Annotated in this window: 22 protein-coding genes and 1 pseudogene; 13 read left to right on the plus strand and 10 right to left on the minus strand. The window is 49.8% G+C overall.

Features of this window, described 5'->3' with window-relative positions; all coding sequences use genetic code 11:
• Positions 1 to 6: 6 nt before the first annotated feature.
• On the minus strand, positions 7 to 726 hold the full coding sequence (locus AC1MDE_RS02550; protein ID WP_058960730.1) for a gluconate 2-dehydrogenase subunit 3 family protein: 720 nt from the start codon (positions 724 to 726) through the stop codon (positions 7 to 9).
• Positions 727 to 1,149: 423 nt separating this feature from the next.
• Between AC1MDE_RS02550 and AC1MDE_RS02555 the strand changes: the two genes are divergently transcribed.
• A complete protein-coding gene (locus AC1MDE_RS02555) occupies positions 1,150 to 2,169 on the plus strand; it encodes a LacI family DNA-binding transcriptional regulator (protein ID WP_479401721.1) in 1,020 nt (339 codons plus the stop codon).
• Here the strand turns inward: AC1MDE_RS02555 and AC1MDE_RS02560 are convergent.
• On the minus strand, positions 2,166 to 3,044 hold the full coding sequence (locus AC1MDE_RS02560) for a LysR substrate-binding domain-containing protein (protein WP_479401722.1): 879 nt from the start codon (positions 3,042 to 3,044) through the stop codon (positions 2,166 to 2,168). The two genes, AC1MDE_RS02555 and AC1MDE_RS02560, sit on opposite strands and share 4 nt — an antisense overlap.
• Positions 3,045 to 3,174: 130 nt before the next feature.
• Between AC1MDE_RS02560 and AC1MDE_RS02565 the strand changes: the two genes are divergently transcribed.
• The 3 genes from AC1MDE_RS02565 to AC1MDE_RS02575 all read left to right on the plus strand — a co-directional run bounded on the left by AC1MDE_RS02565 (position 3,175) and on the right by AC1MDE_RS02575 (position 5,393).
• A complete protein-coding gene (locus AC1MDE_RS02565) occupies positions 3,175 to 3,801 on the plus strand; it encodes a glutathione S-transferase family protein (protein WP_236699742.1) in 627 nt (208 codons plus the stop codon).
• 20 nt (positions 3,802 to 3,821) lie between these two features.
• Positions 3,822 to 4,592, plus strand: coding sequence for an enoyl-CoA hydratase/isomerase family protein (locus tag AC1MDE_RS02570; protein ID WP_082678122.1), 771 nt, complete (start codon positions 3,822 to 3,824; stop codon positions 4,590 to 4,592).
• 75 nt (positions 4,593 to 4,667) lie between these two features.
• Positions 4,668 to 5,393: an SDR family oxidoreductase gene (locus AC1MDE_RS02575; protein WP_058960732.1), complete on the plus strand. Its 726-nt coding sequence runs from the start codon at positions 4,668 to 4,670 to the stop codon at positions 5,391 to 5,393.
• 135 nt (positions 5,394 to 5,528) lie between these two features.
• Here AC1MDE_RS02575 and AC1MDE_RS02580 read toward each other — a convergent pair whose 3' ends face one another.
• Positions 5,529 to 6,641 carry an alkene reductase gene (locus AC1MDE_RS02580; RefSeq protein ID WP_058960733.1) on the minus strand — a complete coding sequence of 371 codons (1,113 nt, stop codon included), beginning with the start codon at positions 6,639 to 6,641 and terminating at the stop codon, positions 5,529 to 5,531.
• Between the two features lie 260 nt (positions 6,642 to 6,901).
• On the opposite strand from AC1MDE_RS02580, the gene AC1MDE_RS02585 reads away from it, so the two are divergent.
• The 4 genes from AC1MDE_RS02585 (at position 6,902) to AC1MDE_RS02600 (ending at position 10,379) form a co-directional block, all read left to right on the plus strand.
• Positions 6,902 to 7,159 carry a hypothetical protein gene (locus tag AC1MDE_RS02585; RefSeq protein ID WP_034822590.1) on the plus strand — a complete coding sequence of 86 codons (258 nt, stop codon included), beginning with the start codon at positions 6,902 to 6,904 and terminating at the stop codon, positions 7,157 to 7,159.
• 361 nt (positions 7,160 to 7,520) lie between these two features.
• The gene (locus AC1MDE_RS02590; RefSeq protein WP_480344196.1) at positions 7,521 to 9,140 is read left to right on the plus strand and encodes an inorganic phosphate transporter; all 1,620 of its coding nucleotides are present in this window, start codon (positions 7,521 to 7,523) and stop codon (positions 9,138 to 9,140) included.
• Positions 9,141 to 9,165: 25 nt separating this feature from the next.
• Positions 9,166 to 10,074: a polyphosphate kinase 2 gene (ppk2, locus tag AC1MDE_RS02595; protein WP_058960735.1), complete on the plus strand. Its 909-nt coding sequence runs from the start codon at positions 9,166 to 9,168 to the stop codon at positions 10,072 to 10,074.
• Positions 10,075 to 10,112: 38 nt separating this feature from the next.
• Positions 10,113 to 10,379 (plus strand): DksA/TraR family C4-type zinc finger protein, encoded by a 267-nt coding sequence (locus tag AC1MDE_RS02600; protein ID WP_058960736.1) that lies wholly within the window; start codon positions 10,113 to 10,115, stop codon positions 10,377 to 10,379.
• 127 nt (positions 10,380 to 10,506) lie between these two features.
• Here the strand turns inward: AC1MDE_RS02600 and AC1MDE_RS02605 are convergent, their stop codons facing one another.
• Together AC1MDE_RS02605 and AC1MDE_RS02610 are read right to left on the minus strand one after the other, a co-directional pair.
• Positions 10,507 to 11,004, minus strand: coding sequence for a hypothetical protein (locus AC1MDE_RS02605; protein WP_479414992.1), 498 nt, complete (start codon positions 11,002 to 11,004; stop codon positions 10,507 to 10,509).
• A gap of 158 nt (positions 11,005 to 11,162) precedes the next feature.
• Entirely contained in the window at positions 11,163 to 11,789 is a 627-nt protein-coding gene (locus tag AC1MDE_RS02610; protein ID WP_479399982.1) for a Vat family streptogramin A O-acetyltransferase, read from the minus strand.
• A gap of 314 nt (positions 11,790 to 12,103) precedes the next feature.
• Between AC1MDE_RS02610 and AC1MDE_RS02615 the strand changes: the two genes are divergently transcribed.
• A complete protein-coding gene (locus tag AC1MDE_RS02615; RefSeq protein WP_268152947.1) occupies positions 12,104 to 12,643 on the plus strand; it encodes a hypothetical protein in 540 nt (179 codons plus the stop codon).
• Positions 12,644 to 12,844: 201 nt separating this feature from the next.
• Here the strand turns inward: AC1MDE_RS02615 and AC1MDE_RS02620 are convergent, their stop codons facing one another.
• Entirely contained in the window at positions 12,845 to 13,585 is a 741-nt protein-coding gene (locus AC1MDE_RS02620; protein ID WP_480344197.1) for a hypothetical protein, read from the minus strand.
• Positions 13,586 to 13,903: 318 nt separating this feature from the next.
• Between AC1MDE_RS02620 and AC1MDE_RS02625 the strand changes: the two genes are divergently transcribed.
• Positions 13,904 to 15,301: an IS1182 family transposase gene (locus tag AC1MDE_RS02625; RefSeq protein ID WP_479399979.1), complete on the plus strand. Its 1,398-nt coding sequence runs from the start codon at positions 13,904 to 13,906 to the stop codon at positions 15,299 to 15,301.
• A gap of 440 nt (positions 15,302 to 15,741) precedes the next feature.
• Here AC1MDE_RS02625 and AC1MDE_RS02630 read toward each other — a convergent pair.
• Together AC1MDE_RS02630 and arsH are read right to left on the minus strand one after the other, a co-directional pair.
• Positions 15,742 to 17,183: pseudogene (locus AC1MDE_RS02630) on the minus strand (IS1182 family transposase).
• 195 nt (positions 17,184 to 17,378) lie between these two features.
• Positions 17,379 to 18,077, minus strand: coding sequence for an arsenic resistance NADPH-dependent reductase ArsH (gene arsH / locus AC1MDE_RS02635; protein WP_268152943.1), 699 nt, complete (start codon positions 18,075 to 18,077; stop codon positions 17,379 to 17,381).
• Positions 18,078 to 18,162: 85 nt separating this feature from the next.
• Between arsH and arsR the strand changes: the two genes are divergently transcribed.
• Genes arsR through arsC form a run of 3 tightly spaced genes read left to right on the plus strand, consistent with a single transcriptional unit; the run spans position 18,163 to position 20,256 of the window.
• Complete coding sequence (gene arsR / locus AC1MDE_RS02640; RefSeq protein ID WP_058960743.1) at positions 18,163 to 18,483, plus strand: As(III)-sensing metalloregulatory transcriptional repressor ArsR; 321 nt, start codon at positions 18,163 to 18,165, stop codon at positions 18,481 to 18,483.
• Between the two features lie 45 nt (positions 18,484 to 18,528).
• Positions 18,529 to 19,818 carry an arsenite efflux transporter membrane subunit ArsB gene (gene arsB, locus AC1MDE_RS02645; protein ID WP_479399978.1) on the plus strand — a complete coding sequence of 430 codons (1,290 nt, stop codon included), beginning with the start codon at positions 18,529 to 18,531 and terminating at the stop codon, positions 19,816 to 19,818.
• Positions 19,819 to 19,830: 12 nt separating this feature from the next.
• Positions 19,831 to 20,256 carry a glutaredoxin-dependent arsenate reductase gene (arsC, locus tag AC1MDE_RS02650; protein WP_058960745.1) on the plus strand — a complete coding sequence of 142 codons (426 nt, stop codon included), beginning with the start codon at positions 19,831 to 19,833 and terminating at the stop codon, positions 20,254 to 20,256.
• Between the two features lie 348 nt (positions 20,257 to 20,604).
• On the opposite strand, the gene AC1MDE_RS02655 is transcribed toward arsC, so the two are convergent.
• Both AC1MDE_RS02655 and AC1MDE_RS02660 read right to left on the minus strand, forming a co-directional pair.
• A complete protein-coding gene (locus AC1MDE_RS02655) occupies positions 20,605 to 21,546 on the minus strand; it encodes an alpha/beta fold hydrolase (RefSeq protein ID WP_479399977.1) in 942 nt (313 codons plus the stop codon).
• A 104-nt stretch (positions 21,547 to 21,650) separates the two neighbouring features.
• Complete coding sequence (locus tag AC1MDE_RS02660) at positions 21,651 to 22,418, minus strand: 3-oxoacyl-ACP reductase (protein WP_479399976.1); 768 nt, start codon at positions 22,416 to 22,418, stop codon at positions 21,651 to 21,653.
• Positions 22,419 to 22,438 lie beyond the last annotated feature (20 nt).

Raw genomic sequence — 22,438 nt, forward strand, 5'->3', positions numbered from 1 at the left:
AACAAATTAAAGGGTGTTATCAATCAGGCTGGTAGGAATGATGTTGAGCTTCTGTCCTTTTTTCGGCAGCAGATCGCGGAAGTCGTAGCGAGCGCCAGGGAAGCCAATCATTTTCCAGCTGGTCATGTCTTTGTTGCCCCCGTAAATCGGGTCAGCCAGGAACCCTTCTCGCACGTTCTGCAGCAGCAGCTCAAAGAACACTTTGGTTTCGACCTCTTCCCCCAGATCGAGGCGGTTATTTTCCATCGCCGTCAGAACCTGATCCTGCTGATCGCCGCTCAGTGCGAGGAAGCTTTTGCCGAACTGCTGCTGGATCGCCTTATCCAGTGCGGCAATCCCTAAGCGATAACGTTGCGCCGGAGTGAGCGAGGATTGCGGTCCCTGCTCTGGCGTGCCCTTCACGAATTTGCCAAGGCGATAGATCGCCACTGCGTTTCCGTAATCACCCGCGAGTTGGCGGTCGATAAAGATGGCGCACCCTGCCTCTTTGCCACTCAGGCTGGTTTCATCCGCTGGGATAAACCGTTCAGCGATGGCGCCTACCGTGTCAAATTCATGCTGAGTGAGATATTGCAGCCCCCCTTTTCTCGGCGGTGCGGGCGGCGTTTGGATTTTGCCGGGTTCCCAGGGCTGGCCACCCTTCACCTCATCGGCCTGCGCCAATGTCGGGATCGTGGAAGCCACTCCCAATGCGGTGATGGAAGTGAGAAATTCTCTGCGTTTCATGTTTTCCCTGCTTTCACATTGCAAACCAGGTCAAATAACAGACGTATTTGTGCCTGGCATTGAGCCATATAAATAAGGTTTATTGGATAAATAATGACGCTGCCCGGTGGGCTTTTATTAGATAAATACTGAGGTAAGTTTTTACATTCAAATCACGTAATTAATTAAATATTAACAACGCAGCAAAGAGTAATGACTCCCCCTTCTCTTTGAAAGGTTTTTGTTGATGGTTTCCCATCATTGAAGTTTTTAATAAGCCGGACTGGACGATGTAGAGTGTGGTTTCGTCTCGCAACATTTAACATCTTGCCAGTCACGAAACGTTGCGCATAATACGGGGAAAATAGACGCCAGGCTGTGACCTGATGCGCACTCTGCGTAGTTGAAATAGTGAACATGAATTTTACTGGGGCTCAGAAACAAATGAAAAAACTCACCCTGATTAAAGTGGCTGAACTGGCCGGGGTTGGGATCGCCACGGTTGACCGGGTGCTGAATGAGCGTGGCGGGGTTCGTCCGGAAACGGTACGCAAAGTGTTGCGCGCCGCGCGTCAGGCCGGGTTACAGCGTTTACTGCCGGATGACACGCAGCATCCCTGGCAGATTGAGGTATTCCTGAGCAGTAATGGCACCTGGTTTTTTCAGCAGTTAGCCGATGAATTTGCCAACATTGCCGATCGACTGGGTTATCGTAAAATAAAATTATTTCGTACGCTGGTGAGTGAAAACCCACCGGAAAAACTGGCGGAAAAGATAAAAAAAAGCGGTGAGTTGCGCGACGGTATTATTGTTTATGGGCACGATTATCCCGTTATTCATGAAGCCTTAACCTGGTGCAAAGATAAAGGTGTGCCGGTGGTTTCACTGGTTTCTGATTTACCCGATTCGCATCGATTCTGCCATGTTGGAATAAATCAATATCAGGCTGGGCGTACCGCAGGCTTATTAATGAGCCAGACTATGCCCCACAAGGGTGACGTGATCATGGTTAGCGGGCGTTTTGATTTCAGCGCACATATTCAACGTATTTCAGGTTTTCGTGATGCCATCACCCAACGCGCCCCCTGGCTACAGTTGCGTGAAGTATTGGCGGGGGAAGATGAACGGCACAAAATCCGAACGCTGCTGAATCACACTTTACAGCGATCAAGAAATGTGGTCGGTTTGTATAACTCTGGCGACAACAACAGCGATATCAGTGCTGTATTGCAGCAACACCAGTTGCTGGGCCGCTGCTGCTACATCACCCACGAATTGTATGATGTGACGAAAGATCTGCTGCAAAGTGGCGCGCTCTCCTACACGCTGGATCAAAACGCCCGTCAGCACGCCGTGCTGGCCACTGACCTGCTGATACGGCATCTGGAACAGGGCTTTGAACCCGATCTGTATCAGGACGGCCGCGTTGAACTGCGCATTGTGACAGCGGAGAATCTGGATTAGTCAGTCATGACGCGTTCAACAAATGCGGCAAACTGACGTGCTTTTGCCGTCGCCATGCGTCCACCAGGAAAAACGGCCCACAGGTCAATATCTGGCAAAGCCCAATCGCTGACCAGACGCTCGACGCTACCGTCAGCTATCTCCTGGGAAAACATCCAATCTGATGCCACCGTGATGCCCATATGCGCCAGCACGGCAGTGCGAATCCCCTCCGCTGCACTGAGATGAAGTCGCCCGTTCAGGACAACATTTTCGACTTCAGCTGCGCGCTTAAACTGCCAGGAATCATTGAGTTGGCTAAAAATCAGCGCTTCATGCTGGCTGAGGTCATGGGGATGCTGCGGATAACCATGGCGCGTCAGATAGTCGGTGGTGGCCAATACAGAACGTCGTGAGGTGGCAATTTTGCGCGCCACCGCGCCGGAATCCTGCAATGTGCCCATGCGCAGGCAAATATCGATCCCTTCGGCAATCAGATCGATGGGGCGATCGTCGAGCCGAATGTCCACCTTGAGTTGCGGGTGCTGCTCCATAAATTGGGCAAGATGTGGAATCACATGTAATCGGGCAAAAGTCGGAGCTGCCGCCACGCGCAGAATACCGGTAAGCCCTTTGTCCGCACCTCGCGCCGCCATCTCCGCTTCATCTGCCTGCTGCAGCGTAATGCGTACACGCTCATAAAATCGCAGCCCTGCTTCAGTGGGCGTGAGTCCATGCGTGGTGCGCAGCAGTAAACGTACATCCAGATGCTTTTCCAACTGGGCGATAGTCTTTGATACCGCCGGTTGCCCGATATCCAAAATGCGCGCTGCTGCCGAAAACGACCCCGCATCAACTACCTGCACATACATCTGCATCGCCTGAAAGCGATCCATGGTATTCCTCCTGGGAATAGCAATTATGGTTTTTGGCCCTCTGCCATTACCCACCGACCTTAGCAGATACTCCTTATCAACAACAGCGGGCAAATGTCACTGCCCAGCTAAACTGTCACTAAGGAGCCGGATGATGTACGAACTTTATGCCTTTGCTACTCCAAACAGTATTAAACCCGCCATCTTGCTGGAAGAGCTCGCACAACCATGGCACCTGCGTGCCGTAAACATCCGCCAGGGTGAACAGCAGGAAGCAGATTTCTTAGAGTTAAATCCGAACGGCAAAGTGCCGGTGCTGGTGGATAGCGACAACGGTGCAGTGCTAAGTGAGTCTGCTGCCATTTTGGTTTACCTGGCCGAAAAGCACGGGAGTTTGTTGCCTGCAAACGGACTGACTCGCGCCAGAGTGTTTGAGCAGCTTTTCTTCCACGCCTCAGGGCTAAGCCCCGCTTATGGACAAGCCGGATTTTTTACCCGCCTGACGAGTGAACCTCAACCATTGGCGCAGCAGCGCTTTAGCACTGAAGCCAATCGAGTCACCAGCCTGCTGGAACGTCAATTAGAAAAAACGGCGTGGCTAGCAGGGGATGAATACACCATCGCGGATATTGCGCATTTCGGCTGGATGTGGCGACGCGAGTTCGCTGGCGTCAGCTTTGAAACGCTTCCCAACCTCAGTCGCTGGTATGCCGCCGTCTCTGCGCGCCCTGCGGTCATGTGTGCCATTACCAAATTAAATGCCTTAATCGAAAACTAATCATTCAAAAGGAAATCACTATGTCTCGCTTCGAAAACTATCGTCACAGCTTTAACAACGCACGCCTTACCCGCTCGCCCACCGGTGTATTGGAAGTGATGTTTCATACTGATGGCGGCTCACTGTTGTTCAATGGGCATACCCACGAAGAGTTTGTTGAACTGTTTCATCAAATTGGCTCCGATCCCGATAATCGCGTGGTGATTCTGACTGGCGCTGGAGAGGCTTTTATGGAGAACATCAGTCCGGAAGGTTTTGATTTCTTCACGCCGCGCGGTTACGACAAAATTTTCCGCGAAGGCAAAAAAGTTCTGATGAATCTGCTGGATATTGAAGTGCCGGTCGTCGCTGCTTTAAACGGACCGGTGCGCCTGCACTCGGAATACGCTTTGCTGGCGGACATCGTGTTGGCCACGCCCGATACTGTTTTCCAGGACAAACCCCATTTCGACTTTGGCATCGTCCCAGGGGATGGCGTGAACCTGTTGTGGCCAGAAGTCATCGGTAGCATTCGTGGCCGCTATTTCCTGTTAACGCGTCAGGAATTGGACGCTGAAACCGCCAAAGGTTGGGGTGTGGTGAATGAAATTCTGCCACGCGATACCTTGCTGACACGGGCTCATGAGCTGGCAGAATCGCTCGCGGCGTTACCTCCACTCACCAGCCGCTATACACGCATCGCGCTGACGCAAAAACTGCGGCGCATCATTGATGAAGGTGCGGGGTACGGCCTGGCATTGGAAGGCATTAGTGCAGCCGATGTCGCTCTGCAAGCAGCTTCAGCCTCATAAATCACCTTTAACCGTTTTATCCTCTCCGGCGCAGACATCTGCGCCGGTTTTTGTCGTTCAACGCAGGAGTAAAATATGCAACCGCAAAGAACATTTTTGATTACCGGTGCCAGCAAAGGGATTGGCCTGGCTTTATCCCAGCGTCTGGCTGATGCAGGCCATCTCGTGATCGGTATTGCACGACATCAGCCTGAGCAAAGCTTCCCGGGACATTTTGTCTCACTCGACCTCGCAGATACGCTCGCAACAAAACAGAAGCTGGAGCAAATCAATGCGGAGTTCGATGTAGATGGCATCATTAACAATGTCGGTTTAGTAAGTCCGCAATGGTTACCCGAAGTCTCGACGGCAACGCTGGATGAAGTATTACGCGTCAACTTGCATCCTGCCCTATTAGCAGTGCAAACCGCCTTACCCGGTATGCAAGCCCGTGGCTGGGGAAGAGTCATCAATATTGCTAGCCTGACGGTCCTCGGCGTTCCGCAGCGCACGTCCTATGCTGCTGCAAAGGCAGCTTTGATCAGCTTTACACGTAGCTGGGCGCTGGAACTGGCGACTCAGGGGATTACCGTAAACGCTGTTGCCCCCGGCCCGACAGAGACAGAACTGTTTCGAGCTAGCAACGCACCAGGCAGTGAGGGTGAACAACGTTATCTGGATAGCGTACCCATGAAGCGTTTTGGCATACCAGAGGAGATTGCCGCCACTATCCAGTTCCTGTTATCTGAGGACGCGGGCTTTATGACCGGACAAACACTGTATGTTGATGGCGGTGCTTCTGTAGGGGTTTCTCAGATTTAAGGCGTATAAGCCAGTGCGGAACCGCACTGGCTTGATAGTGATTTTAGAGCCTGGAGAAAGGTGATTGAGGCGGGCGTTTATTGATCGAGGCAAAAGCGGCCAGACGGCCGCTCTTCTAAGGATTAACTCGCGTTGCTACTGCGCATAGGCAGGAAAATCCGTATAGCCTTTAGCATCTCCACCGAAAAATGCGTCACGCTGATAGTGAGCTAACGGATAGCCATGTTGGATCCTTGCAGGTAAATCGGGATTCGAGGTAAACAAACGACCAAATGCGATCAAGTCTGCCTCACCCGCTTCGAGCATTTTCTCCCCCGCCTCAGGTTTAAAGCCTCCCGCCGCGATAAGGGTGCCATGGTAAAACTCGCGCAGATGTCGGCTGGCTACCGGTTCCTCATAATGCCCGCCTTCCCTGTCTTCCGGTCCGACAATGCGCGGCTCAATAATGTGCAGATACGCCAGCGCCATATCATTGAGCTTGTCGGCCAAATAGCTGAACGTCGCTGCCGGGTCACTATCATGCATATCACCATAAATGCCACTTGGAGAAATTCGGACGCCAACCCGTCCCGGCCCATGCACTTCCGTCAGAGCTGCCACCACCTCCAGTAAAAACCGCGCTCGATTAGCCAGGCTTCCACCCCAGCTGTCCTGACGTTTATTGCTGCCATCCAGCAAAAATTGTTCCGGTAAATACCCGTTAGCAGCATGCAGCTCAACTCCGTCAAAACCCGCCGACTTTGCCCTTATCGCAGCCTGTCGATACGCTTCAATAAGTTGTGGAATTTCTTCTTCTTGCAATTCACGTGGTTCAGGGAACAACTTTCCTTCATAAATACCATCGGCATTCTTGCCCACGCCGTAGGTCTCTCGCGCAGTCAAAGCCGAAGGTGCAACCGGCTGGTAACCTTCTGACAGTTCTGGCAATGACTGACGCCCTGGGTGCCACAATTGCAGCACTATCTGACCGCCCTGCTTATGCACCGCATCAACCACCTGCTTCCATCCCGCCTGTTGAGCGTCATTGAAAATGCCCGGCGCATCGGCATAGGCATTCGCATGGGGCGAAATCGCGGTGGCTTCCGCAATCAGCAACCCACCGGGACTGGTGCGCTGTCGATAATACTCAACCATCAACTGACCCGGCACGCCGCCATTTTCACTGCGCATACGGGTTGTCGGTGCCATCACGACACGATGCTGAAGACGTAATTGTCCGGCGGTAATAGGCGTAAATAGTGTGTTCATTTGTCGCTCTCTCATTGAATGATGGGAGCAGCATAAACAGGCCCATACCCGGCAGAAATACGTCCAGCCGCATAACCGCTATGCTATGGAGGAATGGGCTTGATATTAAATGCCCCGCAATACACTTAAAGCGATTAAGGAAATTATCGGATAAGCGAACCGCAACAATTAAATATTCACTTGTACAGCATGATTATTCTGCACATAAAGGACAGAGCGGTTTACACTGGCAGGCCACCATTCAGGAAGAAGAGGTCATTGTGCTGTCGAAGATCCCCGATTATGAAACCGATCGCGAAGGCTATCTGGAGTTCATGACCCGCAGTAACGCGCTGCGCATGGAGCTACTGATTTTGTCGGAAAAGTTTGTTGAGGTGCACGGCTCTTATGAAGCGGGCATGGCGGAACTCGGAGAATGGCTACTTAACTATGCCGATAATGCCATGATTCAGAAGTTAAGTTCCGGCCCCATCAGCAAAGAATGGTTGTTTGATGAGTTGAAAAGACGCCACAAATAGTCGTCTGGTTCTATAAGTTAACGCCAACATTAACGCAGGGTCTTCAAGCTTAGATCTCATTAGCACGGTAATGATCTCCCGCTGAAAATATAATCTATAGTAATCAGTCAAATCATAATGTGACAAATTTATGGCAGAAATAAAACTCAAACTGGTGAATCCACCACTGAGCAATAACCACGCAACAAATTGTTTTGAATGATAAAAAAAGAAAATATCGATTTTATTGCATCCCAAAAATTTCATTTATATGACTAAATTTTGACAGTTCTGTCATAAAACTTTCATAAATTTTCTATATGTTAGCCGCACATATCGTTGTGCTTATGCTGCTTTAGCGATCTATAGGAAATTTTCACTAATGAGTGATTACGTTACGCCTCAAACTTTACATGTTGCCGCTTCACCGCTGTCTTCCGCGATTCAACTCCCTGCAAAAAACAGTAAGAAACCGCTTTTCCTGTTCGGCATGGTTTTACTCGCCGGCATTCTCTTTGCAGGAACGCAATTAGTCGGAGATATCCAGCAAACCGGGGTCACATTTAGCAGTGCACTGCCATTAATGCTGCTTGGTTTTGCCTTATTAGCGGCATTAGGTTTCGAGTTCGTCAATGGTTTTCACGACACCGCCAACGCCGTGGCTACCGTCATTTATACCCGCTCACTCTCTCCGACCGTGGCGGTGGTGTGGTCAGGAATTTTCAATTTCCTTGGTGTTTTATGCTCTTCTGGCGCGGTGGCTTTCGGCATCATCTCCCTGTTGCCGATTGAACTCATTATGCAAACCGGCAGCAGCGAAAGCTTTGTGATGATCTACGCCCTGCTGTTCTCGGCGATCATCTGGAACCTCGCCACCTGGTGGTTGGGCCTGCCCGCCTCCTCATCGCACACCTTAATTGGTTCCATTATTGGCGTGGGCATCGCCAATGCCGTGATGCACGGGCGTAGCGCCATGAGCGGCGTAAACTGGGGACAGGCATTAAACATCGGCAATGCGCTGATCCTGTCACCGATTGTTGGCTTCGTCTGTGCTGCACTATTGCTGGTGTTGATGAAGCGCGTGGTGAAAAAGCCAGAGTTGTATGCCACCAGCAAACACGAAGGTGCGCCACCGATGTGGATCCGCGGTTTGATGGTGCTGTCCTGCACCGGCGTCTCCTTTGCACATGGCTCGAATGATGGCCAAAAAGGCATGGGGCTGATGATGCTGATTCTGGTGGCTGCCCTGCCCGTAACCTATTCTCTCAATCGTTCCGTGCCCCAGTCCGATATTCCACATCTGATCACACTGACCGAAAGCAGCCAGTCACAACTGCTGCAGTTCAGCAACACACCCACTCCTGCTCAGCCTGATGATGTATTAGCGACTTATCTGCGCACTGGCCAACGCGATACGAAGGTGGTCGCCGCGCTGGCGCAGGTCAGTGGCAACATTGGCGCCACGCTAAAGCAATATGGCGCGTTGCAGGCTATCCCGGCCGAGCAGAAACCAGCCGTGCGTAATGAGATGTATCTGGCAGCTGAAACCATCAAACGTCTGCAAGCCGATCACTCGCTGATTTTGCCGTCTGCCACCCAGCAAAATCTGCAGGCGCTGAAAACCGCGCTGAACGGTGCAACGCAATTTATCCCGACCTGGGTCAAAGTCGCGGTGGCACTGGCTTTGGGATTAGGCACCATGGTGGGCTGGCGTCGCATTGTCACCACGCTGGGTGAGAAGATTGGTAAAAGCCAGCTTAACTATGCGCAAGGCATCAGTGCGCAGATGGTGGCGATGGGCACCATTGGCGCAGCGGATGCCTTTGGTCTTCCGGTCTCAACCACACACGTGCTCTCCTCAGGGATTGCGGGCACCATGGCCGCCAATCGCAGCGGCTTACAGTTCGGTACGCTGCGCAATATGGTACTGGCCTGGGTGCTCACCTTGCCTGCCGCCGCACTGCTCTCTGCCGCCCTCTACTGGATCATGACTTCACTGTAACGCTCGCTTCGACAGGGATAAGACGATGTCTGCACACGAAATAAATAACAACAATATGTTTGATGCGCGCTTTTTACAGGAATTCTATGACAGCTATGACGAATCGCTAGAGATGGAGTTAGCGGATTTTGGTCTGGCGGCCAATAACGATCCGCAAGAGATGGCGTGGCGTCGCCGCTATTTTATGGAGCTGCTGCATCTTCAGGGCGAATTAGTGAAGCTGCAAAACTGGGTGATCCGCACCGGCCATCGACTGGTGGTGATTTTTGAAGGCCGCGACGCGGCAGGCAAAGGCGGCGTGATTAAACGTATCATGCAGCGACTCAATCCGCGCTATTGCCGCGTGGCGGCACTGCCCGCGCCAAATGAACGTGAGTGCACGCAGTGGTATTTTCAACGTTACGTCTCTCATCTGCCGTCAGCGGGCGAGATCGTCTTGTTCGACCGTAGCTGGTACAACCGCGCGGGCGTCGAAAAGGTGATGGGATTTTGCAGCGATGCGGAGTACGAGGAGTTCTTCCACAGCACGCCAGAGTTTGAACGCATGCTGGTGCGCAGCGGCATTCAGATCGTGAAATACTGGATCTCCATCACCGATGAAGAGCAGGAAATGCGCTTCCTTAGCCGCATTCATGATCCGCTGAAGCAGTGGAAGCTGAGTCCGATGGATTTGGAAAGCCGTCGCCGCTGGGAGGATTACACCGCCGCCAAAGAGATGATGCTGGAGCGCACCAATATTTCTGAGGCGCCATGGTGGGTGGTGCAAGGCGTTGATAAGAAGAAAGCGCGTCTGAACTGCATTTCTCACCTGCTGCAACAGGTGCCGTATGAAGCCGCAGAAGGCGAGCAGATTTCATTACCTTCCCGCATTCATCATGAAAATTATGCCCGTCATCCGGTGCCTGAGAGCATGATCGTGCCTGATAGCTACTGAACTATACTTTGACCAGTTGATGAAAATCAGGAGGAATTATGGCAGGCGGCTGGTCTGAAGATGGTGCAGTGCAAAAGCAGATTGATGCGACCGTGGATGACGCGATTGCGCGCGCCAGGAGCCACCTCAACCAGGGCGAAAGTGCAGAGTATTGCGACGAGTGCGGGGAACCGATTCCCGAAGCGCGTCGCAGCGCGTTGCCTGGGGTGCGTTACTGCGTGAAGTGCCAAAGTGCGTTAGATAAAAAAGAAGCCAGCCACAGCGGGTATAACCGCCGTGGCAGCAAAGATAGCCAGTTGCGGTAGATGAGTCGCAATCCCTTCAGGACGCCAGCGTGATATGCGCTTTGGCCGAAGCGAACAGCATGAGTGACTTTTTAAACTCAGTATCACTACTTGCATGTGAACTCATGAAGGCATTTAACGAGGATTGTTAATCCGGCTGAGTTTTGCTGTTCCAGCCAAAATTATCAGCGCAGGGAGCTAACCATTGACGGATTCTGGCATTCCGCGCCAGCGTTTCGGGTTCGATCAGGCGCGCGCCGAAATTGGCATGACGCAGAAAGTTGATCTCCAGACACGTCTCCAGTTGCCCAATCAGCTGGGGAAAATCCATAAGGCAGGCCAGTCGAGGCCACTTGATTAACTTGCGATAGCGCAGTTGCGCCGACTGAATGCGTAAGTCGTCATCAGGACGCCACTGAACATTGAACAGCTGGTCATGACGTGACAAATCGACCAGCCAGTTCCCGCTCGATGGGATGCGCAATTCCAGCTTAAGACTCTCAGGTCGCAGTTTGTTGCGCTTATAGAACCAGTGCTCAGGCGGTTCGTTCGTGAGGACGATACCACACACACTGTATGACACTTCTTCAATACCCAGACTGGCAAACCATTCAGCGACTTCGGGTTGGGTAGGATGGTCGAACATATTGGCTACGCTCCTGAGTCAATGTGAGACAACGCAAGAGCCTATCGTTGAAAACACTGTTTTTAAATCCTTTATTTCGCTGCCTGGTAGCAAGTGCGGACGATGATCCGATAGCGCACCTAAAGTTTAATCTTCGGAATTCCTGCAGAGAAGGACCGTTAATTACGCAATTTTTCAATATCATTGGACATTATTGCCGTGATATTTTTGGTGATCTTTTCAACCGGCCAGTTCCACCACGCCAGCTTTTCCAGTGTCGCTATAGTTTCCTCTGGGAAGCGTTTCTTAATAATTTTTGCAGGGTTGCCACCCACAATCGTATAGGCAGGCACATCGGAGGTGACGACCGAACGTGATGAAATAATCGCGCCATTACCGATTTTCACACCTGGCATAATCAGAGCGTCAAAGCCGATCCAAACATCGTTGCCAATCACAGTGTCGCCTTTGTAAGGTAAATCACCCGCTTGTGGCATGGCGTTTTCCCATCCGTTTCCGAAAATATAAAACGGGAAAGTAGAGAAGCCAGAAAGTTTATGATTTGCCCCATTCATTATGAATTGAACGCCTTTAGCAATGGCGCAAAACTTACCAATGATCAGCTTGTCTCCTATAAAAGGAAAATGATAGAGAACATTACGCTCGAAGTTTTCTGAGTCCTCTGGATCATCGTAATAAGTAAAATCACCCACGATGATGTTAGGGTTTTTTATCGTATTTTTGATAAAGCAAACCTGTGGGAATCCCTCCATTGGATGTGTATTGGATGGATCTGGTCCGTGCATAATTCCTCCTGATAAAAATAGTTTGTTGCTTGAAGGCTACCATATCACGATAAGGGTAGTGCTTTAATTATGAGCGTTCTTTTGCGCATTGCACTCCCCTCTGTTTGTTCTAAGCAGACAGTTCACGTCCTGAGAGCCGCTAAGTGCAAGGAGCAGACGTTAACGTACTATGACAATTTAAGGATAATTAGGGGTGATCTAAGCTGCTGATATAACCTTTCAACAGAATACCAGGTGCTTCGAAATGGGCTTTTTAGTAATATGCCAATCAGATGACCAATAAAGATGTCTCTGAATGCTCAAGGATTAAAACAATGCCACTGCCGGAAAGAATGAAACCTACCAAAGTCAGTAGTAAAAAAATTAGTGAACTAGCAAAAAAAGCTGAAATGATAATTTCCAAAATTGATGAAGGTGCAGAACAGGACGATGCTGATCTGGCGGCTATGATGGTCGAATGGAATAACCAGGTTGTGCACCCCTATACATTTTCTGATTTCAGAGACTTCTCCTCCTGGACCAATGCCAGAGGATTTACCAGGATGGCTTTTAATCTGGATAAATTTTACCCTGACTTTACGTGGGAAGAATTGCTTCAAACAATAACATTCATCTGTGTCTGCGAGGGCAAGGAGTCCGAGCAAAACTTCGCACTTTCATCACTTGAATGTAATTTTGCAGGTAATCCATCTGACCTAATCTTCTGGCCGGATAATTGGTTCCAGAATCCTGAAATGTTAAATGCTAACCTAAGTGTCGAGGAGATTGCCGGGTATTTAATGGCCCGCTCAGGGCGGAATTTAACGGATGCGCCTGATATAGAGTTGAAATATTCAATGCCGGATGATAATTGATTTTTGCATTGCCGCTACACCTGCATTTCCCTGGCTGTATTTTTGAAAATGGTTGCAGGACAGCGTCCGCTTTTCGCTCACAGTAGCCCTTCGCTTATGCCCTTAGCCAGTTCCATGTCACCCGTGGAAGTTTCTTGCTTATTTTAATGGTGATTTACAGAAGCTATTCCGCTGGGGCTAAAAGGCCGGTATCAATTTCTGTTATGCAGACCTGATAATTTTTTTGGATATTTCACCTCTCAAGACCAAGTCATCGTGTGTTGAAATAAGCCATAATTCTCTGAGTTCATCTTCCCATAGCGTTTCATTATAAAAACGATTGAGGACCTCAGAAAGCTCTATTGTTTCAGGCTGATTGAGATGATCTGTCAGGTTAAAATAACCTACAAGGAAAAACTCTGTTTGCTTAAGCCCAAGCAGTGACTGGATCTCACCGAATATATGCCCCGAACCGGTCGCTTCGGGATACACTTTTAGATAAAGTCTTCCAGTATTGACTGGCCCCATAAAAATCCCGCCAAGCTTGTATTTTTTTACTGGTTGTGTATCCATAAATGTCTGAAGTGATTCAATGGCAAGTTCTATGCAATTATCGTTCAACCCGCTACTGATTGTCGCATGTAACAGGTTTTTCCTTTTTTCCAGCAAGTCCCAGACTATCTTATTTGTAAACGATGCGTTGCGAAGAGCCTTCTCAATCTCGATAAACGTTGTTGTTTGGCGCAGGCGTTCATCACTAACGGGCAGTATTATAGAATGCCGTTGGGTATTATACGTCCCCATACAGTAGTCTTCATCACTGGTTATGACATCTGGATGGGACGAGTTAACCAATGGGAGGTGAGCGCGGCGGTAATTTTTGTCTAAAACAAGTTCGTCCCCGACTGAATAAAACTGATGTGAACTGCCATATCCCAAAATTTTATCGTCAGTAAAAATCATCTCAGTGCTCCTTTTCTGCAAATGATAGTTAGAACGGTGGTAACTATAAAAAGGATAGTCAGTTGGCCTAAAGGACTTAAAGACCTGCTCAGAAATAAGCTAACAGGATATTGTTACAGACGTGTTCTGCCCCTCCGTTGATTCAAATAGAGTGCTGTCATAAATGTCTGCAGATCGCTCAGGCTGTGTGAAAACTCCTGATCACCTTTTGGTCTAAGCGATGGTTTCATATGATCAACCATTCTTGATAAACCCATGCGACGGACTGACTTTTTCATTAAAACTAAAAACATACAAATGAATAATGCGGATACCTACATGGCCAATCACATTCAAGGACAAGGCAGGCTTCAGGTGACATTGCTCCCTGATGCACTGGATGATTTTGTCACTGAAGATAACCCCGTCAGAGTGGTTGATATCTTTGTTGATGGACTAAAGCTCGATTCTCTTGGTTTCAGAAGAGTTGATGCAAAGCGAACCGGACGGCCCGGATATCACCCTGCCACCCGACTGAAGTTGTACATTTACGGATATCTCAACCGAATTCAGTCCTCCCGTAGACTGGAAAAAGAGGCCCATCGGAACGTTGAACTGATGTGGTTACTTGAACGATTAACGCCTGATTTCAAAACCATTGCAGACTTCAGAAAAGATAACGGTGAAGGTATCAGGAATGCCTGTCGGGCTTTTATTGGCCTGTGTCGGCAAATGCAAATGTTCACTGATGTCGTTGTAGCCATCGACGGTAGCAAATTTAAAGCAGTTAACAGCAAACCTAATAACTTCACATCCCAGAAAGCCAAAGACCATATTGAGCGCGTTGAGCAAAGTATTACTTATTGTTTAAATAAGCTGGATGAAGCCGACAAGAATGCTGAGCCCGATGCAAACGATAAGTTAACAGCCACTAAACTGGCCTGGCTAAAAAAGCGTTTACGTGAGCTTCAGGAGATCCAAGAAGCCGTCGCACAACAGCCAGATAAACAACTCTCTTTAACCGACCCTGACTCCCGGTTGATGAAAACAAATAATATGAATCGGCAAGTTTGCTACAACGTTCAGACAGCTGTGGATACGAAGAAACATTTGATTGTTGCGCATGAAGTCACCAACACAACAGATAACGGGCAACTTGGTTTGGTAGCAACACTGGCTCAGAAAGCTGTTGGCCGGAAGGACATAACAGTACTTGCCGACAAAGGGTATTACAGTCGCAGCGATATTAAAACGGTTCTGGATAGCGGAGCCGTGGCGTTAGTGCCAAAAGGAGATACCTCTGGCGTTGAACGTAAGGGGCTCTATAATCGCTCAATGTTCAGATATAACAGGGAAAAAGATGTTTATGTATGCCCAATGGGTAATGAGCTTCAGAATCGATTTACATCAATAGAGGACGGACTGGAGCAACAGTTGTACTTTAACAATATTGCCTGTCGCGATTGCAGTCAGCGGTCAAGATGCACCACATCAAAACGCGATCCAAGGCGTATACGGCGTTGGGTTCATGAAGCTGAAATGGAAGAAATGCATGCGAGGCTTGAGTCATTTCCGCAGGCGGTAGTCATGCGAAAGCAAACGGTAGAACATCCGTTTGGGACAATTAAAATGTGGATGGGTGCAACGCACTTTCTGATGCGGAAATTTAAAAATGTCAGTACGGAAATGAGTCTACATATATTGGCTTATAACCTGAAAAGGATGATATCGATATGAGTTACTACAGGATTGATATTTCAGCTTCAGGAACAATACGGCTAACGGTTCCGGCCGTTTTATCCTCCAGTAACAAATATCAGGCTCTTTCCCGCAATAAAAAATTCTGACACACCCGAATTAAATCACAGATTACCTCGTCAACTTAAAAAGCTTTCTCAAAACACAGATGAGAAATATTGTTAGGCTACTTAAAGATATGAGTTTTCACACAGCCTGCGCTCGGAGCGGACATTAGCTGTTGTGGATGTCTGCTATGCGCCCAGGCTGTGTATAAACTCGGTTTTTGCAGTATCTGAGGACTAACACTAGCCGGGGATGCAAGATATTCCTGATATGGACCGTACTCGCAGTGATTTGTATGTAGAGGAAAATCGAGGCTTTGTGCTGGAAATTGAGTGCTAATGACCTGTTATTAGGAGTTAAAGCGGCCACTGCCGCTAGTTACATCGTTCTCGCAGCATAATGGCCAGTCCTTCGGTACCCCAGATGGACATCATCCTTTTCAGGTTATAAGCCAGTACATGCAGACTGATTTCTGTGCTGACGTTTTTAAACCTTTGCGTCAGGAAGTGAGTCGCTCCCATCCACATTTTAATTGTCCCGAACGGATGCTCTACCGTTTGCTTTCGCACGACAGCTGCTTGTGGCGATGCATTAAGCCTGGCTTGCATGTCTTCCATTTCTGCTTCATGAACCCAGCGCCTTATCCGTCTTGGATCGCGTTTTGATGTGGTGCATCTTGACCGCTGACTGCAATCGCGACAGGCAATATTATTAAAGTACATTTGCTGTTCTAAACCATCCTCAACCATAGTAAATCGGTTCTGAAGCTCGTTACCCATCGGGCAAATATAAATATCTTTTTCCTGGTCATATTTGAACAATGAACGATTGAAAAGACCTTTACGGTCAGCGCCAGAGGTATCGCCTTTTGGCACTAAGGCTACGGCACCTAAGTCCTGCGTTGCTTTAATATCTCCCCGGCTGTAATAACCTTTATCAGCCAGTACGGTAATATCCGTTTTGCCAACAGCGTTCTGCGCTAATTTTGTCACCGATGTTAGCTGCCCACGGTCTGGTGTATTCGTTACTTCATGCGCAACAATCAGGTGATATTTAGCATCAACAGCAGTCTGAACGTTATAACTAACTTGGCGGTTAACATTGCTTATCTTCATTAGCCGGGAATCAGGATCTGACAGTGACAGCTGCTTATCAGGGTGCTGCATAACAGCATGCTGGATTTTCTTGAGTTCTTTCAGTCGTTTTTGGAGCCATGCCAGTTTTTCAGCGGTTGAACCTGCACTTTTATCGGGCTCCACAGCCTTGTCAGCTTCATCGAGTTTATTCAGGTAAAGAGCGATACTTTGCTCAACCCTTTCGATGTGGCCTTTTGTTTTCTGGGGCGTGAAGTTGTTCGATTTGCTGTTTACCGCCTTGAACTTACTACCGTCAATGGCAACCACTACATCGGTGAACATCTGCATCTGCCGACACAGATCAATGAAAGCCCGACAAGCATTTTTGATGCCTTTACCATTGTTTTTCTGAAGTCTGCAATGGTTTTATAATCAGGCGTTAATCGTTCAAGTAACCACATTAATTCAACGTTGCGATGGGCTTCTTTTTCTAACCTGCGGGATGACTGAATTCGGTTGAGATATCCATAAATGTACAGCTTCAGCATGGTTGCGGGGTGATATCCAGGCCGCCCGGTTTGTTTTGCATTAACGCGCTCGAAGCCAAGTGCATCAAGTTGTAATTCATCAACAAAGACATCAATAACCCTGACAGCGTTGTCTTCTGTGACAAAATCATCAAGCACTTCAGGGAGCAACGTCACCTGATATCTGCCTTGGCCTTTAATATGATGAGTCATACCTGCGCCTGCAATATTTAATCGTATGATTATAATTTTATTAAATAAAGTAGGCTGCTGCATGGGTTTATCAAGAATGGTTGATCATATTAAGCCACTGCTTAGACCAAAACGTGATCAGCAGTTTTCACACAGCCTGTGCCAAAAGCGGACGTTATTGAGTTCACTCAGGATGGGTTTACAATACAAGGAACTCTATATTTTCACCTGATTGACGCGGGCTGACAGTTCCTGGTGGCTTTCCTTGCGTTCGCTGTAACGATCGGCAAGGTACTCCGTATGACCTTTCAGCAGCAGCGTGATTTTGAACAGCTCTTCTGCCACATCCACAATGCGGTCATACCAGGATGATGGTTTCATTCGCCCGTTTTCATCAAATTCCTGCCAGGCTTTCGCCACGGAGGACTGATTCGGGATGGTGAACATGCGCATCCAGCGTCCCAGAATGCGCATCTGATTGACGGCATTGAAGGACTGAGAACCGCCACATACCTGCATGACCGCCAGCGTTTTTCCCTGGGAAGGACGAACAGCGCCCTCCGACAAAGGGATCCAGTCAATTTGCGCCTTCATTATTGCGCTCATCGCCCCGTGACGCTCCGGAGAACTCCAGACCATGCCATCACACCATCTCACCAGTTCACGTAGCTCCGTCACTTTAGGGTGAGTTTCTGGTGCATCATCAGGCAGAGGCAAGCCGGACGGGTTAAACGTTTTGACCTCTGCACCCATAGCAATAAGCAATCGACCCGCTTCCTCGGCAGCAAAACGGCTGAATGAACGTTCACGTACTGACCCATACAGACTCAGAATACGTGGTGGTGTCGGATGCTGAAGCCGCTCAGCGATCTGCCTGTCGAAACACTCAGCATTCAGGGCTGGAAACTGATCCATTTTTTCTTCCTCTCTAAAATCGATAATGTTCAAACAAATACATATGATTTATCATATGTGTATTCTAAATTTACCGGAAGAGAAAATGCTACAACCTGTTCAGCTTTTCAAAATTCTGTCAGACGAAACCCGTCTGGCTATCGTGATGCTTCTCAGGGAATCGGGCGAGATGTGCGTGTGTGACCTTTGCGGGGCCACCTCCGAGTCGCAGCCCAAAGTTTCCAGGCATATGGCAATTCTGCGGGAGGCTGAACTCGTTCTGGACCGCCGGGAAGGGAAATGGATCCATTACCGACTTTCTCCACATATGCCCGCATGGGCAGCAGAAACCATCACGACATCCTGGCAGTGCCTGCGGGAAGACGTTCGTCAGTGGCTGGAGAAATCAGCGGCATCATCCTGCTGAGATGAATTGAACACATTCTTTTAATCATATGTGATGGAGTCGGAAATGTTACTGGCAGGGAGTATATTTTTACTGACATTGATCCTGGTTATCTGGCAACCCGGGGGACTCAGTATTGGCTGGAGCGCCAGCATTGGTGCTGTGCTGGCCTTGTTATTTGGGGTTATCCATATGGGTGACATTCCGGTGGTCTGGAATATCGTCTGGAATGCAACCGCGACCTTTATCGCGGTAATTATCATCAGCCTGCTGCTCGATGAGTCGGGTTTTTTCGAATGGGCTGCGCTGCATGTCTCCCGTTGGGGCAACGGACGTGGTCGTCTGTTGTTTACCTGGATTGTCCTGTTGGGTGCAGCTGTAGCGGCACTGTTTGCTAACGATGGCGCTGCACTTATCCTGACCCCCATCGTCATCGCCATGTTGCTCGCGCTGGGGTTCAGCAAACAGACTACGCTGGCCTTTGTTATGGCCGCCGGGTTTATTGCCGATACCGCCAGCCTGCCGCTTATCGTGTCGAACCTGGTGAACATCGTCTCTGCCGACTTATTCCGGCTTGGCTTTACGGAATACGCATCCGTCATGCTTCCCGTTGATATTGCTGCCATCGCCGCCACTCTGGGTATGCTGCATCTGTTTTTCCGCCGGGATATTCCTGCAACCTACAACGTCACTCTACTGAAAGCACCTGCCAGTGCGATTAAAGATCCCGCAACCTTCAAAGCCGGTTGGGTTGTTCTGGTTCTGTTGCTTGCCGGGTTCTTTGTGCTTGAGCCTCTGGGGATCCCCGTCAGCGCTATTGCAGCCGTCGGCGCTGCAGTGTTGTTCGCCGTTGCGAAAAAGGGTCATGCCATTAATACCGGAAAAGTGCTGCGCGGTGCGCCGTGGCAGATCGTTGTGTTCTCACTGGGTATGTACCTGGTGGTCTTCGGCCTGCGCAATGCTGGCTTAACGGAGTACCTTTCCGGGCTTCTGAATATACTGGCAGATAAGGGACTGCTGGCGGCAACGTTTGGCACGGGTTTCCTGACTGCATTCCTGTCATCAGTCATGAACAATATGCCAACCGTTCTTGTTGGAGCACTGTCGATTAACGGAAGCACGGCGTCCGGCGTCATCAAGGAAGCGATGATTTACGCCAACGTGATTGGCTGCGATTTAGGCCCCAAAATCACGCCAATAGGCAGCCTGGCGACCCTGTTGTGGCTGCATGTCCTGTCGCAGAAAAATATGACCATCAGCTGGGGGTATTACTTCCGCACGGGTATCATCATGACCCTGCCTGTGCTGTTTGTCACACTGGCCGCGCTGGCGCTGCGGCTCTCTGTCACTTTGTAATGAGATACTAATATGAGCAACATAATCATCTATCACAACCCTGACTGTGGTACGTCACGTAATACGCTGGAGATAATCCGCAACAGTGGCAATGAGCCCACCATAATTTATTACCTTGAAACACCCCCGGCTCATGATGAGCTGGTTAAACTTATTGCAGATATGGGGATCACAGTCCGTGCTCTGTTGCGTAAAAACGCGGAGCCTTACGAGCAATTAGGACTTTCAGAAGAGACATTCAGCGATGAGCAACTGATTGGTTTTATGCTAGAATACCCCATTTTAATTAACCGTCCCATCGTCGTGACCCCCTTTGGAACCCGCCTGTGCAGACCTTCCGAAGTCGTACTGGATATACTGCAGGAGCCTCAGCAAGGAGCATTTAAGAAAGAGGATGGTGAACAGGTTACTGACGAAACGGGGAAGCGGGTTAAGTAATCTATTCACTTAAGATTAACGGGCACCTTTTTACTTGATGCAGGTGTCCACTCCTCGCTCAGGCTGTGTGAAAACTGTTTTGGTCGCTTAAAGTGCCAAAAACAGGGATGAAAACTGCGCTCATACTTAAAATCTGGCTCAGCCAGCCAGTCGGGCATTGCCAGATTTTGCGTAGATGCGCGCACTTCAGTTTTGGGGCAGAGTTTTCACACAGCCTGCGCTCAAAGCGGACCATACCGTCTCATCCCCACATCTCCTTCACATCAGACATGCATCCCGCGCAATATCTGCGCCATACACTCTAATGCACCGAAGCAACGGTCCATTCCGGCCGTTCCTCCCAAAATCTCAATCAGTTTGCGACTGCATCTGGCTTACATCGCCATTCAAAAACGACTCAACCGCGTCGGAAAACCGCTCAGGCTGATCAAGCATCACAAAGTGAAAACTGTCATCGATCCGTGTGAAGTGGATATCGGGTGCAGAAGCATAGGCTTGACGGTACATCGCATCCACGCTGACTGCAGGTACGCCGAATAGCGTGTCATACGCATATACGACCTCAATCGGCGCTTTAATGCTGCCAAGTTCGGGACGCAAATCGGTGATCATCACTTCATACACGGCATCGGCAATGGTTTTACGGTCGGAATGGATTCCTGCCGCCACCAGTGCTGGCCTCACCGCCTCGATCTTCGCTAAACGGGCGATGGATGCTTTCTGAAACTCGGAAAATTGCTCCAGCGACTGCCCCAAAATTAAATTTCGCGTAGCAGTGGCCTGCGGGGCGACCGTTTCGCTGGTCGCCGCTGGATTGAACATCAATGAATAGAACGGCAACGCATCAACGACCATCACGCGCCCCACCAGGTCAGGATGACGAGCAGCCAGCATCAATGCCATTTCTCCCCCAAGGGAATGGCCAATGATCGCCGGACCCTTGATGTGCTGGCCGTGAATATATGCAGCGATGGCGTCAACTGCCGGAGCCATTATTTTTCCGTCCGGGTTGGCAATGGCAGGCGTACTCGCAAAGCCTGCAAGCTCGATAAGATGAATGCGATGGTTCTTGCGTAATTTTGCGGATAAATCGGCCCAAACGTCGCGCGATGACGCCAGCCCCGGAATCAGTATGACATCCGTTCCCGCCCCTTGCCTCTCTACAGAGATTCGCTGTGAGTTCGGATATTCTGGAGGCACAGGCAATGGCTGTGCGGCAGACGCCGATACTAAGCTCGACGCCATTAAAAGCGTTCCACCGATGACGGCGCGGATAGTTGCGGTATTCATTAAACCTCCCTGTTTACGTTAAGCGGCGTTAGCAAATTGATACATCAGTGATCAGACTAACGTTAACCCATCGTGCTGCCAACAATATCAGCGTTCGTCCCCCGTCATCCCATTACCAACCCGCCATCCACATACAGCGTTTGCCCGGTGACAAACTCGCTCCATTCTGAGGCTAAAAACATCACCGGACCGGCGACATCCACTGGCTCGGCAATTCGGCGCAGCGGCGTTTGTGCGGTGATAAAATCGCGCACGTCTTCTCGCGTCGCACTGCTGGCATCCGTGGGATAGACCAGACCCGGCGCAACACAGTTCACGCGAATCCCCAGCGGCCCCAGTTCAGCGGCGAGTGAACGGCTAAAGCCTATTAATGCGGATTTCGCCGTGACGTAATCGTGGTAAGGAACAGACGGACGCGCCACCAGATCGCTGGAAAGATTGATAATGCTGCCGCGTGTGCGTGAGCGCATCAGCGGCAACGCGGCCTGGCAGACGTTGTAGGCCGCGCCGACGGCACCGTCAAACTGGCTCTGGTAGCCCTGCCATGACGTTTCCCAAAATCGCTGTCGATTGTCGGTATCGAAAACATAAGGCGCGAAAGCATTGTTCACCACCGCATCCAGACGACCCATGGTGTTAGCGATCTGCTCCATCATTGCCGCTACCTGCTCTGCTGAGGTGACATCGGCTCGAATGGCGATGGCCGAACCGCCCAGTGCTTCACAGCGCTTTACCACTTCCATCGCGGCAGCTTCACTGCGCAGGTAGTTCACCACCACCAGCGCACCCTCAGCGGCGAAAGCCTGCGCGATAGCTGCACCAATACCCCGACTCGCACCCGTCACCAGAATCGTTTGATCAGCAAATTTCATCGTTTACCTTCTGTAAAAAC

The sequence above is a fragment of the Pantoea folii genome, assembly GCF_056678875.1.

What these genes read in the sequence shown, in the direction of transcription:
- ppk2 (WP_058960735.1), top strand. Translation starts at nt 9,166, where the DNA reads ATGTCTGCACACGAAATAAATAACAACAATATGTTTGATGCGCGCTTT.
- AC1MDE_RS02600 (WP_058960736.1), top strand. Translation starts at nt 10,113, where the DNA reads ATGGCAGGCGGCTGGTCTGAAGATGGTGCAGTGCAAAAGCAGATTGAT.
- arsC (WP_058960745.1), top strand. Translation starts at nt 19,831, where the DNA reads ATGAGCAACATAATCATCTATCACAACCCTGACTGTGGTACGTCACGT.
- AC1MDE_RS02575 (WP_058960732.1), top strand. Translation starts at nt 4,668, where the DNA reads ATGCAACCGCAAAGAACATTTTTGATTACCGGTGCCAGCAAAGGGATT.
- AC1MDE_RS02590 (WP_480344196.1), top strand. Translation starts at nt 7,521, where the DNA reads ATGAGTGATTACGTTACGCCTCAAACTTTACATGTTGCCGCTTCACCG.
- arsB (WP_479399978.1), top strand. Translation starts at nt 18,529, where the DNA reads ATGTTACTGGCAGGGAGTATATTTTTACTGACATTGATCCTGGTTATC.
- AC1MDE_RS02570 (WP_082678122.1), top strand. Translation starts at nt 3,822, where the DNA reads ATGTCTCGCTTCGAAAACTATCGTCACAGCTTTAACAACGCACGCCTT.
- AC1MDE_RS02625 (WP_479399979.1), top strand. Translation starts at nt 13,904, where the DNA reads ATGGCCAATCACATTCAAGGACAAGGCAGGCTTCAGGTGACATTGCTC.
- AC1MDE_RS02560 (WP_479401722.1), bottom strand. Translation starts at nt 3,044, where the DNA reads ATGGATCGCTTTCAGGCGATGCAGATGTATGTGCAGGTAGTTGATGCG.
- AC1MDE_RS02555 (WP_479401721.1), top strand. Translation starts at nt 1,150, where the DNA reads ATGAAAAAACTCACCCTGATTAAAGTGGCTGAACTGGCCGGGGTTGGG.
- AC1MDE_RS02580 (WP_058960733.1), bottom strand. Translation starts at nt 6,641, where the DNA reads ATGAACACACTATTTACGCCTATTACCGCCGGACAATTACGTCTTCAG.
- AC1MDE_RS02605 (WP_479414992.1), bottom strand. Translation starts at nt 11,004, where the DNA reads ATGTTCGACCATCCTACCCAACCCGAAGTCGCTGAATGGTTTGCCAGT.
- AC1MDE_RS02655 (WP_479399977.1), bottom strand. Translation starts at nt 21,546, where the DNA reads ATGAATACCGCAACTATCCGCGCCGTCATCGGTGGAACGCTTTTAATG.
- arsR (WP_058960743.1), top strand. Translation starts at nt 18,163, where the DNA reads ATGCTACAACCTGTTCAGCTTTTCAAAATTCTGTCAGACGAAACCCGT.
- arsH (WP_268152943.1), bottom strand. Translation starts at nt 18,077, where the DNA reads ATGGATCAGTTTCCAGCCCTGAATGCTGAGTGTTTCGACAGGCAGATC.
- AC1MDE_RS02620 (WP_480344197.1), bottom strand. Translation starts at nt 13,585, where the DNA reads ATGATTTTTACTGACGATAAAATTTTGGGATATGGCAGTTCACATCAG.
- AC1MDE_RS02565 (WP_236699742.1), top strand. Translation starts at nt 3,175, where the DNA reads ATGATGTACGAACTTTATGCCTTTGCTACTCCAAACAGTATTAAACCC.
- AC1MDE_RS02660 (WP_479399976.1), bottom strand. Translation starts at nt 22,418, where the DNA reads ATGAAATTTGCTGATCAAACGATTCTGGTGACGGGTGCGAGTCGGGGT.
- AC1MDE_RS02550 (WP_058960730.1), bottom strand. Translation starts at nt 726, where the DNA reads ATGAAACGCAGAGAATTTCTCACTTCCATCACCGCATTGGGAGTGGCT.
- AC1MDE_RS02610 (WP_479399982.1), bottom strand. Translation starts at nt 11,789, where the DNA reads ATGCACGGACCAGATCCATCCAATACACATCCAATGGAGGGATTCCCA.
- AC1MDE_RS02615 (WP_268152947.1), top strand. Translation starts at nt 12,104, where the DNA reads ATGCCACTGCCGGAAAGAATGAAACCTACCAAAGTCAGTAGTAAAAAA.